This window comes from Micromonospora sp. CNZ297, assembly GCF_007827625.1.
In genome coordinates this window covers 60536-75855 of sequence record NZ_VISU01000005.1, presented here as the reverse complement: position 1 = coordinate 75855, position 15320 = coordinate 60536, and the positions used below count along the sequence as shown (strand labels likewise).

The following is a 15320-nucleotide window of genomic DNA, read 5'->3' as shown; positions in this document are numbered from 1 at the left end:
TTTGCGTCTCAGATTGAGCGGTGCGGGTCCGCAAACTCCTTGATCACCGGCGCTTCAGGGCGCGCTTGACCGTCTGGGGGATGTAGTCGGGGCGCAGGGTGTCGGACCAGGTGAAGCGGAGGATCCGCCAGCCGGCGTTGACCAGGCGGTTCTGTCGGAACCGGTCCGCGTAGACGGCCTGCGGCGTCAGGTGCGGGCCTCGGCCGTCCGCCTCCGCGATCAGACGCGCCCCGCGCCATGCCAGGTCCCCGACGCCGAGCAGGTAACCGTCCTCGTCCCGCACCGGCAGTTGCAGGACGTCCGGCGGCACGCCACCGTCGACGCACCGGAGCCTGGCGCGGGTCTCCAGCGGTGACTGTGCCCGGCCGTCCGCCTCGGCCAGGTATCCCCGAGCGGCGACCGCGCCACGGCGTCCGGTGAGGTGCGTGAGCACCAGGGACAGGTCGTTCTCGGCCAGGATCCGCTGATTGAGCGCGGAGTCGAGGACGCACACCGCCGGATAGCGCCGCGCCCGCAGCAACACATCGGCGACGGTGCGCGCCGGTGTGGTGACCGGTACGCCGCCGGCCCGGCACACGTCCGCTTCGGCGAGCGTCAACTGGTGCACCGTCAGGCCCGGCTCCGCCCGGCGCTGCACGTGCGGCCGATCCGGCGGCACCGAGACGTGGATCGCCGCCGTCGGCGGGAGACCGGCGATGCCGTGCAGCTCGGCGGCGGTACCCAACACGGCGACCGCGCCCCGCCCGAGGCTGGCGACCGTGGCGCGGATCATGGCACGTCGTAGTGCCACATGCGTCAGCACGGCGGGAGACGGCAGGTAGCAGCCGCGCGAGACCCGGGTCCATCGCCCGGACCGGACGAGGTACCGGATCTGCTCCCGGCCGAGGCCCAGGCGCAACGCCTGCCCCGCCGTCACGAACCCGCCCTGCGTCGCGGCCAGCCGCGTCAGTTCGCCGAATTCACCCACACGCGCAGGCTCCCCCGCGCCACCCCACAGCCGACACCCCTGTGGACAACCCTGTGGAAAACCGCCTCCCACAGCCCGCCCCGCCTCCACCCCGTGCCCGCCTTCACCCGCCCCGGCGCCCGCCCCGGTGATCAAGGAGTTTGTGTCCGGATCCGACGCCGAACTGGACACAAACTCCTTGATCACCGGAGTGCGAGCCGGAGGGCGGGGGCCGGGGGTCCGGCGCGGGGGCGGGGTTAGGGGAGGAGGGGGTGGCGGAGGACGTTTTCCTCTCGGCCTGGACCCACGCCCACCACGCTCACCCGGGTGCCGGTCAGCTCCTCGATACGGGCGATGTAGCGGCGGGCGTTCTCCGGGAGCTCGTCCTCGGTCCGCGCCTTCGTGATGTCCTCCCACCAGCCGTCGAGCTCTTCGTAGATCGGCGTGGCGTGGTGGAAGTCGGTCTGCGTCATCGGCATGTCGTCGAAGCGCTCGCCGTTGATCTCGTACCCGACGCAGATCGGCACCTTGGCCAGGCCGGTCAGCACGTCCAGCTTGGTGACCACCAGGTCGGTGACGCCGTTGAGGCGGCACGCGTACCGGGCCACCACGGCGTCGAACCAGCCGCAGCGGCGCTCCCGGCCGGTGGTGGTGCCGTACTCGTGGCCGACCTTGCGCAGGTGCTGCCCGTTGTCGTCGAACAGCTCGGTCGGGAACGGGCCCGAGCCCACCCGCGTCGTGTACGCCTTGCTCACCGCGATGACCTTGGTGATCGCGGTCGGCGGGATGCCCGCGCCCACGCACGCCCCGCCGGCCGTCGGGTTCGACGAGGTGACGAACGGGTAGGTGCCGTGGTCCATGTCGAGCATGGTGGCCTGGGCGCCCTCCAGCAGCACGGTCTCGCCGCGGTCGAGCGCGTCCCAGAGCATGACCCGGGTCTCGGCGATGTACGGGCGCAGCCGCTCGGCGTACTGGAGGTACTCCTCGACGGTCTCCTCGACGTCGATCGCCTTGCGGTTGTAGACCTTGAACAGCAGCTGGTTCTTCTCGCGGAGCGCCAGCTCCAGCTTCTTGCGCAGGATGCCCGGGTCGAGCAGGTCCTGGAGCCGGATGCCCATCCGGGCGACCTTGTCGCCGTACGCGGGACCGATGCCCCGGCCGGTGGTGCCGATACGGGAGCTGCCCAGGTAGCGCTCGACCACCCGGTCCAGCGCGCGGTGGTGCGGCATGATCAGGTGCGCGTCGCCGGAGATACGCAGGCGGGACACGTCCACGCCGCGCTCGGCGAGCCCGTCGATCTCCTGGAGCAGCACCTTCGGGTCGACCACCACGCCGTTGCCGATCACGATCATCGCGCTCGGTGACAGCGCCCCGGACGGCATGAGGTGCAGCGCATACTTCTGGCCGTCCGGCGTGATCACCGTGTGGCCTGCGTTGTTGCCGCCGGAGTAGCGCACGACGTAGTCGACCCGCTCACCCAGCAGGTCGGTAACCTTGCCCTTGCCCTCGTCGCCCCACTGGGCGCCGAGCAGCACGATCGCTGGCATCTTCTCGCCTCCAGAAGGCTCGGGTGCCAGGTGGCGACCGGTCAGCGAGCCCGGGGTGTCAGGCTAACAAGTAGTGACGGCGGGACCAGCAGGGGTTGGTCGAGAAGCAGGAGGCTCCTTCGTGTACGACGTGGTGCTGCTCACCCTCGGCTCGGAGCGGGACGCTCCCGGTGGTGGCTGCGGCAGCGGCGGCGCCTGCTGCGGCGGCGCGGACGACACCGCCGCCGAGAGCGGCGAGGAGCGCTGCGAGACGCCGCGCGTACCGGTGCTGGCCTGTGCGGACGAGCTGACCGCCCGGGGTGCCCGGGTGACCACCGTGACCGCCCGGTCGGACTCCGAGATCGACGAGGTGCTGGCCCGCCTCGACGGCCCGCCGCGCGCCGACGGCCTCACCTGGCCGGATTCCGACGGCAAGACCCGGCTCATCGTCGCCACGGCCAGTGACGGTCAGTTGCGCGCCGTCCTGCGCCGGCTGGTCCGGCGGTACGCTCCGCCGCCGAGTCGCCGCCCCGCGGACCTGGCCGCCAACCGTACGGTGCCCGACCTCCCGCCTGTGGGCGTACTCCCGCTCGATCCGGCCCGGTCCGGGACGGCGCGGGACCTGGCCGCGCAGCTCGGGCTGCCCCGGGATCCGGCGGGTGTGGCCGCCGCGGTGCTGGACGGCACCGCCCGGCGGCTTGACCTGCTGCGCAACGACGGCGGCTCGGTGACGCTGGACGGCGCGCTGCTCGGCGCCGCCGACGACGCGGGCCGCCCGCTGCACTGGCGGGCCCGGGTCGAGGTCGACGGCACGGTGCTGAGCGACGGTTCGGAGCCGATCACCGCGTGCGCGATCGGCAACGCGGGCGGGTACGCGCGCCTGGGCGAGGTGGACCTGCTGGGCGGCCCGGATCCGGCCGACGGGCGGGTGACGGTGGGCGTCGCCGTACCAGTGGTGACCCGGTCGGCGTTGGGCCGGAAGAAGGTCCGGCTGGAGGTACGCCGGGCGCGGGGACGTGCGGTGGCGGTGGTGCCCCGCGACGAGAAGGTGCCCTTCCTCGACGACGGCGTCGAGGGCGAGCTGAGCCGCAAGCGCTCCTGGTGGACCGAGCCGGGCGCCTGGGCGGTCTGGACGGGCTGACCTCGGTCGATCCCCACCCGGCTCGCGGCGCTGGCCGGACCGCCTATCCTCGGCGGAAGGAATGGGGAGGAACCGTGGTGCACGAGAACGACGACCGGGCCCACGTACCGGGCCGACCGCAGGTGCCGCAGCGGGACGTCGAGCCGCTGTGGCCGCCGGAGGAGACCGACGCGGCGGCGGCCACGATCCCGCCGTGGGCGTCGGTGCCCTGGCCGCTCCCGCCCGCCGACGCTCCCACGCCGGTGGCCGCGGACGTCCCGGCGCCCCAGGCACCGGTGGCGGCGGACGTCCCGGCGCCCCAGGCACCCGCTGTCGACCTGGACCTGCCGTTCACGCTCGACCGGGCGACCTCCGCCCCGTCACCGGCCCAGCCGGAACCGGCGGCATCCGGCTCACCGGCGGCGCCCGGCTCGCCGGCGACATCCGGCTCACCGGCGGCGCCCGGTACGCCGGCGGCACCCGTCCCGGCGACCACGCCCGCCACCGGGACGACCGGCCCGGGTACCACCGGCGAGGGCGCCGGGAACGGACGGCCCGGCTCGCCGTGGGCACAGCCGCCACAGCGGGCCGGGTCGGACTCCGCCACCACGCCGGACCCCGCCGACGCCACGGCGTCGCCGTCCGAGGCGGTGGAGGCCGACGGCATCGCGTCCGGCCGCGCCACCGTGGCACCGCCCCCGCCCGAGGCACTCTCCACCGACGGCACCGCGTCCGGCCGGGCCACCGTGGCACCGCCCCCGCCGTCTGACGCCCTCCCCGAGGACGGCACGGTGTCCGGCCGGGCCACCGTCGCCGGGACGCAGCCGTCGCCGGAATCCGGTACGGGACCGGCAGGGACGGGCGCACCCGAGCAGGCGCCCCGACTCGGGCCGTTCCCGCCGTCGCCGGGCGTACCGGCGCAGCCGTCCCCGTACGGCAACGGCTACCCGTCGCCCGGGTATCAGCCCGGTCAGCCCGGCTGGTACCCGCCGCCCGGCTGGACGCCCCAGACCGGCGTGCCGCAGCCGGGCGGCCCGCTGCCTCCGCAGGCGCCGGTGTCCGGCCCGGTGGTGCCGCCACCACCTCAGCCCGGAGCACCCCACCCGGAGCAGGGCTGGACGCCGCAGCAGGCGGTGCCCCCGACCGCCGAGGACTTCGCCCGCCGCCGCCAGGCCCGGCCGGTCGACCCGGTGGCCACCATGGGCGTACGCGCGGTGGTCAACAAGATCGGGCTGGTCCGGCTCGCGCCCGGGCGGCACGAGCAGGAGATGAAGCGCGACATCGAGATGGTCCGCCGCAACTTCGGCGGCCTGCGCCAAGTGACGGTGGTCAACCCGAAGGGCGGCGCCGGCAAGACGGTGGCGATCCTGCTGCTCGCCATGACGTTCGGCCAGAAGCGCGGCGGATACGTGCTGGCCTGGGACAACAACGAGACCCAGGGCACCCTCGGCATGCGGGCGCAGCAGGACTTCCACGCCCGTACGGTGCGGGACATGCTGCGCGACCTGGCCCAGTTCCAGGGCCCGCACGGCCGGGTGGGCGACCTGTCGCAGTACGTCCGCTCGCAGGGCGAAGGCATGTTCGACGTGCTGGCCTCGGACGAGTCCGCGACCGGCGGCGAGATGCTCACCGCCGCCGCGTTCGCGGAGATCCGTGAGGTGGTCAGCCGGTTCTACAAGCTGATCTTCGTAGACACCGGGAACAACGTCCGGGCGCAGAACTGGCAGGCCGCGATGGACGCCACCGACCAGCTCGTGGTGACCATGTCGGCCCGGAACGACTCGGCCGAGACCGCCGCACGGATGCTCGACCACCTGGAGCAGAGCGGCCGGCAGCGGCTGGTCCGGCAGGCGGTCACCGTGGTCTCGATGCCGCCGTCGCGCAAGGAGATCGACCTGCCCGCGATCCAGGCCCACTTCGCGGCGCGGACCCGGGCGGTGCTGCTGGCGCCGTACGAGCGGCTCATCGACACCGGCGAGCCGCTGCGGTACGGGCAGCTCTCCTCCGCCACCCGGGACGCCTGGCTGAAGATCGCCGCGTCGGTGGCGGAAGGGCTGTAGGACGGGCGCGACGGCCGGCGCCCGGGTCGGGACCGGCCGTCGCGGCAGTGGTCAGTCGCCGGAGAGCGCGTCTCCGGCGGCCGGGTCGCAGTCGCGGAGGAACTGGGCGCACCGGGCCGCCTCGTCCGCCTCGCCGATCTCCCCCGCCGCGCGGGACAGCACGTAGAGGCAGCGGAGGAAGCCGCGGTTGGGCTTGTGCGACCAGGGCACCGGACCGTGGCCCTTCCAGCCGCTGCGGCGCAGCTGGTCCAGGCCCCGGTGGTAGCCGGTGCGGGCGTACGCGTACGCCGTGACGACCTGACCCGCGGTGAGCGCGCGGCCGGCCAGCGCGGCCCAGGCCGCACTGTAGGTCGGGAATCGGGCCGCGACCTCGGCGTACGCCTCGTCGGTGCCCTGCTCGGCCGCCGCCGCCAGCGCGGCGTCGGCCTCCTCGTGGACCGGGAGCAGGGTGGCCGGTGGCTCAGGCAACAGGTTCTGCATCGCCCCATTCAACCCGCTTCGCCCTCGGGTACGCGAGGGGCCTCGCCCGTACGGTTGGCTGAACGGCTGAGGGTTTCGTCACGCCTGCGGCGGGAGCACACGTACCCGCGGCCCATGCCGCCGCCGTGGTTCTTGCACTACAAATACAGATCCGGAGCCTCCCCAGGACCCGGTTACGCAGGAGCCCGGCGGCGTGCCCGCCGGGCTCCTGTCGTTCTCGCCCCCGGTTTCGGCACTTGCCGCGCGGGGGCAGGATGGCCTGGTGCCGACCCCACCGCCCGCGGACGTCATCGAGCCGCACGCGCCCCACGTCAACGAGATCGAGACCCGCACCGCGTTCGAGCAGCGGCTGGCCGGGGGAACCCTGGCCGGTCTGACCGTGCAGGGCCTGCGCCTCGACCTCGACCCGGTTCCCGACCTGCGCGACGTCGACGTCACCGGCACGCTCTTCGTGGGCTGCCGCTTCGCCGGCCGCGAGGTGGGCGCGGACCTGGTCCGCCGGGGCGCCAACGTCGTCCCTCCGTTCTCCGGGCTGCCCTACCCGACCCAGCCGTCGCACCTCTACACCGCCGACGAGCTGGCCGCCGGGTTCGCCGAGGGCGGGTTCGCCGGGATGTACGACACCCGGGTGTACGCGCACTTCCGGGCGCACGGCGGCGCGCTGCCGGACGTACGCGAGGCGCTCGGTCAGCGACTGCACGACCACGGCGTGGACAACGCGCTGGCCGACGCCACCCGGTCGTGGCTGGCCGCGCACGGGCCTCAGTCGGTGGTGGGTGTGATGGGCGGGCACGCGGTGCCGCGCGGCAGCGTCGCGTACCGGATGGCCGCCGTGCTGGGCTGGGAGCTGGCACGGGCCGACCGCCTGGTGGTCACCGGCGGCGGTCCGGGTGTGATGGAGGCGGCGAACCTCGGCGCGTTCCTCGCGGCCTGGCCGGCCGAGGAGCTGTCCGCCGCGATCGACGTGCTCGCCGTCGCGCCGGACTTCACCGACCACGACCGGTACACGGCGGCGGCGCTGGCGGTGCGCAAGCGGTACGCGGACGGCCCGGCGCTGCCCTCGCCCCGCCCGTCGGCGCCAGGCACCGGGTGGGCCCGTTCCGGCGGGCTGGCCATCCCCACCTGGTTGTACGGCCACGAGCCGGCGAACCTGTTCGCGGGCCGGATCGCCAAGTACTTCTCCAACGCCATCCGGGAGGACACGATCCTGCGGCTGGCCCGGGGCGGGATCGTGTTCGCGCCCGGCAAGGCCGGCACCGTGCAGGAGGTGTTCCAGGCGGCCACCAAGACGTTCTACGGCACCGACGGGGCGAGCGGGGCGTACGTCTTCCTGGACCGCACGTACTGGACCACCGAGCTGCCGGTGGAGTCGCTGCTGCGGCCGCTGTTCGCCGCGTCCCCGTTCGGCGACCTGTCGCACACGATCCACCTGACCGACGACGTGCGCGACGCCGTCCGGGTGCTGGTGCAGTGAAAGGAAGGGCCCCCTTTTAACGCCTCCGGTAGAGGAAGGGCCCCTTGTTAACGCCGAGCGTTAACAAGGGGCCCTTCCTTACACGCGGGGTGTCACTTCATGGTGGTGCCGGTGGAGCGCAGGTGCTCGCAGGCCTCGACCACGCGGGCGGCCATGCCGGCCTCGGCGGCCTTGCCCCAGACACGCGGGTCGTACATCTTCTTGTTGCCGACCTCGCCGTCGACCTTGAGCACGCCGTCGTAGTTGCGGAACATGTGGTCCGCGACCGGGCGGGTGAAGGTGTACTGGGTGTCGGTGTCGATGTTCATCTTCACCACGCCGTAGTCCAGCGCCTCCCGGATCTCGGACAGCAGCGAGCCGGAGCCGCCGTGGAAGACCAGGCTGAGCGGCTTGTCCTTGCCGTACTTGGCGCCGACCGCGTCCTGGATCTGCTTGAGCACCTCGGGACGGAGCTTGACGTTGCCCGGCTTGTAGACGCCGTGCACGTTGCCGAAGGTCAGCGCCGCCATGTAGCGGCCCTTCTCGCCCAGGCCGAGCGCGTCGACCATGGCCAGGCCGTCGTCGACGGTGGTGTAGAGCTTGTCGTTGATGGCGTTCTCGACGCCGTCCTCCTCGCCGCCGACGACGCCCACCTCGATCTCCAGGACGATCTTGCCCTTGGCGGCCTCGGCGAGGAGCTGCTCGGCGATCTCCAGGTTCTCCGCCACCGGCACGGCCGAGCCGTCCCACATGTGCGACTGGAACAGCGGCTCCTGGCCGCCCTTGACGCGCTCCTGCGAGATGGCCATCAGCGGCCGGACGAACTTGTCCAGCTTGTCCTTCGGGCAGTGGTCGGTGTGCAGCGCGATGTTCACCGGGTACTTCTTGGCGACCTCGTGCGCGTACGCGGCGAACGCCACAGCGCCGGTCACCATGTCCTTCACGGACGGGCCGGACAGGTATTCCGCGCCGCCGGTGGAGACCTGGATGATGCCGTCGCTCTCCGCATCGGCGAAGCCCTTGAGCGCCGCGTTCAGCGTCTGCGAGGAGGTCACGTTGATCGCGGGGTACGCGTACCGGCCGGCCTTGGCCCGGTCCAGCATCTCCGCGTAAGCCTCGGGGGAAGCGATGGGCATGTCGAACGCTCCTTACTTACCGCTCTCGGCCGTGCAGGCCGCTGTCTTCCATGGAGGGCGGCCGTTCCGGCCCCGGGTCTTCCCCGGAGCCGACCGTTCCGGTCGCTGACGTCCACGGCTGCGCCGGACCGCGCTGTCCACCGCGGGCAGTATCCCGTAGGAGCGTGAGCGGGGCACAACCGGCCCGGACGCCGCTCACCGATTCTCCAGCCGGTCCGGCACGATGACGCTGATCAGCCAGCTCACCACCGCGACCACGATGGCGCCCCAGAAGGCGGCCCAGAAGCCGTCCACGTGGAACGGGAGCTTCAGCACCCCGGCGATCCAGTCGGTGAGCAGGAACAGCAGCGCGTTCACCACGAGCGCGAACAGGCCGAGCGTGAGCAGGTAGAACACGCAGCCGAACACCTTGATGAGCGGCTTGAGCACCGCGTTGACCACACCGAAGACCAGTGCCACCACGATCAGGGTGAGCACGTTGCTGCCGGTGTTACGGCCGCTCACCTCCACTCCGGGCACGATCAGCGTCGCGATCCACAACGCGACCGCGGTGATCGCCAGTCGGATCAGGAAGCCCATGCCTCCCATCCTGGCACCGGCCGCGCGCCGGGAGCGGGACAATCGCCGACTCCGCCGTTCCGCCCGCCACCCAGCGGCGGCCCGGAGCAGCCCGTACGGTGGTGGGGACGATGCCCGCACGGAGAACAGGGAGGGACGATGGGTCAGCCCGACGAGGACTTCGCCCCCAGTGACCACCTCGCCCCGGAGGAGCGGGATCTGGAGGCCGAGCCGGCCGACGCGGTGGAGCAGGCCACCACTGTGACCGACGAGACAGACGGCGAGCCGCACCGGGGTATGGAGGTCGACGACTGGGACGCCATGGAGCAGGCCCGCGTCGTCGCCGCCGACGAGGACGACTACCGCTGACCCGGCGCCCGGTCACCGCAGGGCGGTGACCTGACCCGGGTGTTCTGCGGCCCACTGCGCCAGCCGGTCCGCGCGCAACGCCTCCAGGAACCCGGGGGCGAGTTCCGGGTCCGGCTCGTACCCGCGACCGTTCCACTCGTCGCGTACCGGGAAGGCGAGCGCGACCGGCTCGGCCGCGGCGGTTCGACCGCTCGCGGCCACCAGCGCCGGCAGCGACAGGTCGCCGGTGTCGGCCGTGACGGCCGGTCCGATCCGCAGGAGCAGCCGGCCGAGTTGCGCCGGATCGGTCGCCGTGCCCTGCTCCCGAAGCTGGCGGAGCAGACCGGCGGCGTAGCGGGCCGCGTTGCGGTCCCGGTCCAGCCCGCCGTCGCGCAGGCCGTACCGCTGCCGCAGCAGGTCCACCGCCGCCGCGCCGTCGAGCCGCTGACATCCGGCCGGGAAACGCCGCTCGGTGTGCACCGAACGCACCGGCGCCGGCAGGCAGACCGGCACGCCGCCGACCGCGTCGGTCAGCTCACGCGCCCCCGGGTACGTGAGCACCGCGCCGGCGTCGACGCGTACCCCGGTCAGCCGGGCGACCGCCTGGCGGGTCGCCCGGTAGCCGGCGGCCAGGTCGGTGCCCGAACCGGCGGCGCGGGAGAACGTCGCATTGAGCTTCTCCGTCCCGCCCTGCGGCGGTACCGGCACCAGCAGGTCACGCGGGAACGACACGAGGTGGAGCCGGCTCCGGTCGGCCGGCAGGTGCACCAGCAGCACCGAGTCGGCGCGCCGGCTGCCGACCGACTGGTCGACGCCGAGCAGCAGCAGGTTCAGCGCTCCGCCGGGCTCCGGCACCGGCGTGGGTGGCGCGGGCGCCGCCGTCGGCGCCGGCGGCCGGGGCGCCATCGCTGTGAAACCGACAAGCGCGACGGCGGCGACCGCCAGGGCGGTCCCGGCCAGGCGTACGCGCCGACGGCGCCGACGGCGACTGATCACCGCCCGGTCGACGGCGGCCCGGACCGGGCCGACGGGCGGGGTCGACTCCTCGAGGCGGGCGAACGCGGCCCGCAGCTCGTCCTCGATCATCAGCAGACCTCCACGAGTTCGGCTCGGAGGGTGGCCAGCGCACGCGAGATGCTGGACCGAACCGTGCCGACGGCGCAGCCGAGGATCTCGGCGATCTCCCCGTCCGGCAGGTCCTCGTAGTAGCGCAGCACCAGCGCGGCCCGCTGCCGCCGGGGCAACCGGGACAGCCAGGACCGGACCTGGTCCCGGTCCACGGCGGACTGGGCGTGGTCGGTCGGCGCGGGCACCGACTGGTCCGCCTCGCCGCGCAGCAGCACCCGCCGCGCCCACGATCCGCGCCGCCAGTCGATGAACTGGTTGGTGAGCATCCGGCGCACGTACCGCTCCGGGGCGTCGGTGCGGGCCACCCGCCGCCAGTTGAGCTGGACCCGGACCATGGTCTCCTGCACGAGGTCCTGGGCCTGGTGCGGATCCCCGGTCAGCATGACCGCGTACCGCAGCAGGGCGCCCAACCGCGCGTCGGCGAACTCCTCGTACGTCACTGCACCTCCCGGTGTCCCGTTTCATGGACGGTCCCGGGCAGCCGGAACATTGCGGCGGGATTCGGCCTCCCCGGAAACCCCCACGACAGGAACCGGGCGATCACGAGATCATCGATGGGTGCTGCTGACCCTGACCACGACCCACCGCCCGGCGACCGACCTCGGACACCTCCTGGTGAAGCATCCGGACCGCGTGCAGAGCTTCGACCTGCCCGCCGGTGCCGCGCATGTGTTCTACCCGGAGGCGGACGAGGCGCGCTGCACCGCGGCGCTGCTGGTCGAGGTCGATCCGCTCAAGCTGGGCGGCGGCCGCCGGAACCGGGCGCCGGAGGGCTTCGCGCTCGGGCAGTACGTCAACGACCGTCCGTACGCCGCCTCCAGCCTGCTCTCGTCGGCGCTGTCGAAGGTGTTCCGCTCCGCCCTGCGGGGCGAGTCGCGCGACCGTCCCGAGCTGGCGGCGAGCGCGATCCCGCTGACCGTACGGGTGCCGGTGCTGCGCTGCCGCGGCGGCGCCGAGCTGGCGGTACGCATCTTCGCCCCGCTGGGCTGGACCGTGACTGCCACCCCGATCCCGCTCGACGAGACGTACCCGGAGTGGGGTGACAGCCGCTACGTCGACCTGACGCTGACCGGCACGCTGCGGCTCGCGGACGCCCTCAACCACCTGTACGTGCTGCTGCCGGTGCTCGACGACGCCAAGCACTACTGGGTGGCACCGGACGAGGTGGACAAGCTGCTGCGGGCCGGTGCCGGCTGGCTGGCCGGTCATCCGGAGCGGGGCCTGATCACGCGCCGCTATCTGGCGCACCGCCGGGCGCTCGCGGGTGAGGCGATGGCCCGGCTGACCGAGCTGCGGCTCGCCGACGAGCCGCCCGCCGACGACAGCATCGAGCCGTCGACCGGAGAGCCGGCCGGGTCGTCGGGCGGCGGGGCCGGGACGGCGGAGGACGTCCGCCGGGCCTCCCTGGCGGTACGGCGACGGGAGGCGGTGCTCGCCGCGCTGCGGGACAGCGGCGCGAGCCGGGTGCTGGACCTGGGCTGCGGTGGCGGTGCGCTGCTCACCGCGCTCGTCGCCGACCGGCGGTTCACCGAGGTGGTGGGCGTCGACGTGTCGGACCGGTCGCTCGGCCTGGCCGCCCGGCGGCTGCGCCTGGACCGGCTTCCGGAGCGGCAGCGGGACCGGATCCGGCTGTGGCAGTCCGCGCTCACCTACCGGGACGACCGGCTCCGGGGGTACGACGCGGCGGTGCTGATGGAGGTCGTCGAGCACCTCGACCCGCCGCGCCTGCCTGCGCTGGAGGACGCGGTGTTCGGTCACGCCCGGCCGGGCACGGTGGTGGTGACCACTCCGAACGTCGAGTACAACGTGCGCTACGAGGGGCTCGCGCCGGGCCGGTTCCGGCACGCGGACCACAGGTTCGAGTGGACCCGGGCCGAGTTCGCCGCCTGGGTGGACCGGGTGGCGGCGGCGCACGGCTACACGGCGGTGCTCGGCGGCGTCGGCGACGAGGACCCGGAGGTGGGCACGCCGACCCAGATCGCGGTGCTGACGCGGGATGACCGCAATGAGAACACCAGCAACGACCGGAAGGAGGCGACGAACCGATGACCGTCCTGGACATCCCCGAGCTGGCGCTGGTGGCGCTCGTCGGCGTCTCCGGCTCCGGCAAGTCGACGTTCGCCCGGCGGCACTTCGCGCCCAGCCAGGTGCTCTCCTCGGACACGTTCCGCGGCCTGGTGGCCGACGACGAGAACGACCAGTCCGCGTCCGCCGACGCGTTCGACGCGCTGCACCACGTCGCCGCCATCCGGCTGCGGCGGGGACTGCTGACTGTGGTCGACGCGACGAACCTCCAGCCGCACGCCCGCGCCGGGCTGATCCGGGTGGCCCGCGAGCACGACGTGCTGCCGGTGGCGATCGTGCTGGACGTGCCGGAGGCGGTGGCCTGGGAGCGTACGGAGGCGCGCGCCGACCGGACGCACGGCCGCCAGGTGCTCAACCGGATGCGCCGCGACCTGCGGCAGTCGTACGGGCGGCTGGCCCGCGAGGGCTTCCGCAAGGTGCACGTGCTGCGCGGGGTGGACGAGATCGACGCCGCGGAGATCCGCTACGAGAAGCTGTTCAACGACCGGCGCGAGCTGACCGGCCCGTTCGACGTGGTCGGGGACGTGCACGGCTGCCGGACCGAGCTGGAGGCGCTTCTGTCCCGGCTCGGCTACGTGCTGCGGCACGACGACGCGGGCCGCCCGGTGGACGCGGCGCACCCGTCGGGGCGTACCGCGGTGTTCGTCGGTGACCTGGTGGACCGCGGCCCGGACTCGCCCGGCGTGCTCCGCCTGGTGATGGGCATGGTGGCGGCCGGGCACGCGATCTGCGTGCCCGGCAACCACGAGCAGAAGCTGCTGCGCAAGCTGCGCGGCCGGGACGTCCGGCTGACCCACGGCCTGGCCGAGACGATGGAGCAGCTCGCCGCCGAGTCGCCGGAGTTCGTCGCCGGGGTGGAGACGTTCATCGACGGCCTGGTCAGCCATTACGTGCTCGACGGCGGCCGGCTCGTGGTGGCGCACGCCGGGCTGAAGGAGGCGTACCACGGGCGGGCGTCCGGCCGGGTGCGGTCGTTCGCGCTCTACGGCGAGACCACCGGCGAGACCGACGAGTACGGCCTGCCGGTGCGCTACCCGTGGGCGCGGGACTACCGGGGTTCGGCGATGGTCGTGTACGGGCACACGCCGACGCCCGAGCCGGAGTGGGTGAACAACACCATCTGCCTGGACACCGGTTGCGTGTTCGGCGGGCAGCTCACCGCGCTGCGCTACCCGGAGAAGGAGCTGGTGGCGGTCCCGGCGGTGAAGGAGTGGTACGCCCCGGCACGTCCGCTGGTCCCGGTCACGCCGTCGCGGCCGGACACCGTGCTGGACCTGGCCGACGTGACCGGGCGACGGCACCTCACCCACGCGTACGGGTCGCTGACCGTGCCGGCCGAGAACGCCGCCGCCGCGCTGGAGGTGATGAGCCGGTTCGCGGTCGACCCGGGCCGGCTGGTGTGGCTGCCGCCGACGATGGCGCCCTGCTCCACGTCGGCAGTGGACGGGTTCCTGGAGCACCCGGCCGAGGCGTTCGCCGACTACCGCGCGGCGGGCGTCGAGCGGGTGGTCTGCGAGGAGAAGCACATGGGCTCGCGAGCGGTGGTGCTCGTGGAGCGGGAGCCGGGCCGTTTCGGCGGCGGCGTGGTGCACACCCGTACCGGCAGGCCGTTCTTCGATCCGCCGCTCGACGGCGAGCTGCTGACCCGGGTGCGCGCCGCGGTCACCAGCGCCGGCCTCTGGGCCGAGCTGGACACCGACTGGCTGCTGCTCGACGCCGAGCTGCTGCCCTGGTCGGCGAAGGCGAGCGGGCTGATCCGCGAGCAGTACGCCGGGGTCGGCGCGGCCGGGCGGGCCGCGTTGCCGGCGGTGCTCGCCGCGCTGGACACCGCCGCCGGGCGCGGGATGCCGGTGGCGGGGCTGCGCGACCGGATGGCCGGGCGGGCCGCCGAGATCACCGCCTACTCGGCTGCCTACCGGGCGTACTTCCGGCCGACCGACGGGCTGCGCGGGGTGACGCTGGCGCCGTTCGCGGTGCTGGCCGGGGCCGGGGTGAGCTACGCCGACCGCGACCACGGCTGGCACCTGGCGCTGGCCGACCGGCTCTGCGCCGCCGACCCGGAGTTCTTCACGCCGACCCGGCGGCGGGTGGTGGACCTGGCCGACGAGTCGGCGGTGGCCGACGCCACCGAGTGGTGGCTGGCGCTCACCGCGGCCGGTGGCGAGGGCATGGTGGTCAAGCCGTACGCGGGCCTGGCCGCCCGTTCGCCGAAGGGCTCGTTGCTCCAGCCGGGGATCAAGTGCCGGGGGCGGGAGTACCTGCGGATCATCTACGGTCCCGGGTACACCGAGGCGGGGCAGCTCGCCGCGTTGCGCCGCCGTTCGCTGGGTCGCAAGCGCGGGCTCGCCCTGCGCGAGCACGGACTGGGCCTGGCCGCCCTGGACGCGCTGGCCGAGGACGCCCCGCTCTGGCGCCGCCACGAGCTGGTGTTCGCGATCCTCGCCTGCGAGTCCGAGCCGGTCGACCCCCGCCTCTGACGA

The 15320-nt window shown here is 73.7% G+C and carries 13 protein-coding genes; 6 read left to right on the top strand and 7 right to left on the bottom strand.

Features of this window, described 5'->3' with window-relative positions; all coding sequences use genetic code 11:
- Window positions 1-43: 43 nt before the first annotated feature.
- Entirely contained in the window at window positions 44-967 is a 924-nt protein-coding gene (locus FB454_RS11320) for a type IV toxin-antitoxin system AbiEi family antitoxin domain-containing protein (RefSeq protein WP_145822916.1), read from the bottom strand.
- A gap of 236 nt (window positions 968-1203) precedes the next feature.
- Window positions 1204-2493, bottom strand: a complete 1290-nt coding sequence (locus tag FB454_RS11315; protein ID WP_013473426.1) for an adenylosuccinate synthase — start codon at window positions 2491-2493, stop codon at window positions 1204-1206.
- 121 nt (window positions 2494-2614) lie between these two features.
- Between FB454_RS11315 and FB454_RS11310 the strand changes: the two genes are divergently transcribed.
- Both FB454_RS11310 and FB454_RS11305 read left to right on the top strand, forming a co-directional pair.
- On the top strand, window positions 2615-3613 hold the full coding sequence (locus FB454_RS11310; RefSeq protein ID WP_013283398.1) for a diacylglycerol kinase family protein: 999 nt from the start codon (window positions 2615-2617) through the stop codon (window positions 3611-3613).
- A gap of 74 nt (window positions 3614-3687) precedes the next feature.
- Window positions 3688-5652 (top strand): MinD/ParA family ATP-binding protein, encoded by a 1965-nt coding sequence (locus FB454_RS11305; protein ID WP_145822915.1) that lies wholly within the window; start codon window positions 3688-3690, stop codon window positions 5650-5652.
- A 51-nt stretch (window positions 5653-5703) separates the two neighbouring features.
- On the opposite strand, the gene FB454_RS11300 is transcribed toward FB454_RS11305, so the two are convergent.
- Window positions 5704-6132 (bottom strand): DUF3151 domain-containing protein, encoded by a 429-nt coding sequence (locus tag FB454_RS11300; protein WP_013283396.1) that lies wholly within the window; start codon window positions 6130-6132, stop codon window positions 5704-5706.
- 262 nt (window positions 6133-6394) lie between these two features.
- Here FB454_RS11300 and FB454_RS11295 point away from each other — a divergent pair, with 262 nt between their 5' ends.
- Window positions 6395-7606, top strand: a complete 1212-nt coding sequence (locus FB454_RS11295) for an LOG family protein (RefSeq protein ID WP_186461581.1) — start codon at window positions 6395-6397, stop codon at window positions 7604-7606.
- A gap of 92 nt (window positions 7607-7698) precedes the next feature.
- On the opposite strand, the gene fbaA is transcribed toward FB454_RS11295, so the two are convergent.
- On the bottom strand, window positions 7699-8721 hold the full coding sequence (gene fbaA / locus FB454_RS11290; protein WP_013283394.1) for a class II fructose-bisphosphate aldolase: 1023 nt from the start codon (window positions 8719-8721) through the stop codon (window positions 7699-7701).
- Window positions 8722-8916: 195 nt separating this feature from the next.
- Entirely contained in the window at window positions 8917-9300 is a 384-nt protein-coding gene (locus FB454_RS11285; RefSeq protein WP_013283393.1) for a phage holin family protein, read from the bottom strand.
- A 138-nt stretch (window positions 9301-9438) separates the two neighbouring features.
- Here FB454_RS11285 and FB454_RS11280 point away from each other — a divergent pair, with 138 nt between their 5' ends.
- Window positions 9439-9648, top strand: a complete 210-nt coding sequence (locus FB454_RS11280) for a hypothetical protein (protein WP_013283392.1) — start codon at window positions 9439-9441, stop codon at window positions 9646-9648.
- Window positions 9649-9660: 12 nt separating this feature from the next.
- On the opposite strand, the gene FB454_RS11275 is transcribed toward FB454_RS11280, so the two are convergent.
- Together FB454_RS11275 and FB454_RS11270 are read right to left on the bottom strand one after the other, a co-directional pair.
- Window positions 9661-10713, bottom strand: a complete 1053-nt coding sequence (locus FB454_RS11275) for an LCP family protein (RefSeq protein WP_145822913.1) — start codon at window positions 10711-10713, stop codon at window positions 9661-9663.
- Window positions 10713-11195: a SigE family RNA polymerase sigma factor gene (locus FB454_RS11270; protein ID WP_145755007.1), complete on the bottom strand. Its 483-nt coding sequence runs from the start codon at window positions 11193-11195 to the stop codon at window positions 10713-10715. Before FB454_RS11270 ends, FB454_RS11275 begins: the two co-directional genes overlap by 1 nt.
- Before the next feature lie 118 nt (window positions 11196-11313).
- On the opposite strand from FB454_RS11270, the gene FB454_RS11265 reads away from it, so the two are divergent.
- Window positions 11314-12804, top strand: a complete 1491-nt coding sequence (locus FB454_RS11265) for a 3' terminal RNA ribose 2'-O-methyltransferase Hen1 (RefSeq protein WP_091330466.1) — start codon at window positions 11314-11316, stop codon at window positions 12802-12804.
- Entirely contained in the window at window positions 12801-15317 is a 2517-nt protein-coding gene (locus tag FB454_RS11260; RefSeq protein WP_145822912.1) for a polynucleotide kinase-phosphatase, read from the top strand. Before FB454_RS11265 ends, FB454_RS11260 begins: the two co-directional genes overlap by 4 nt.
- Window positions 15318-15320: the final 3 nt, after the last annotated feature.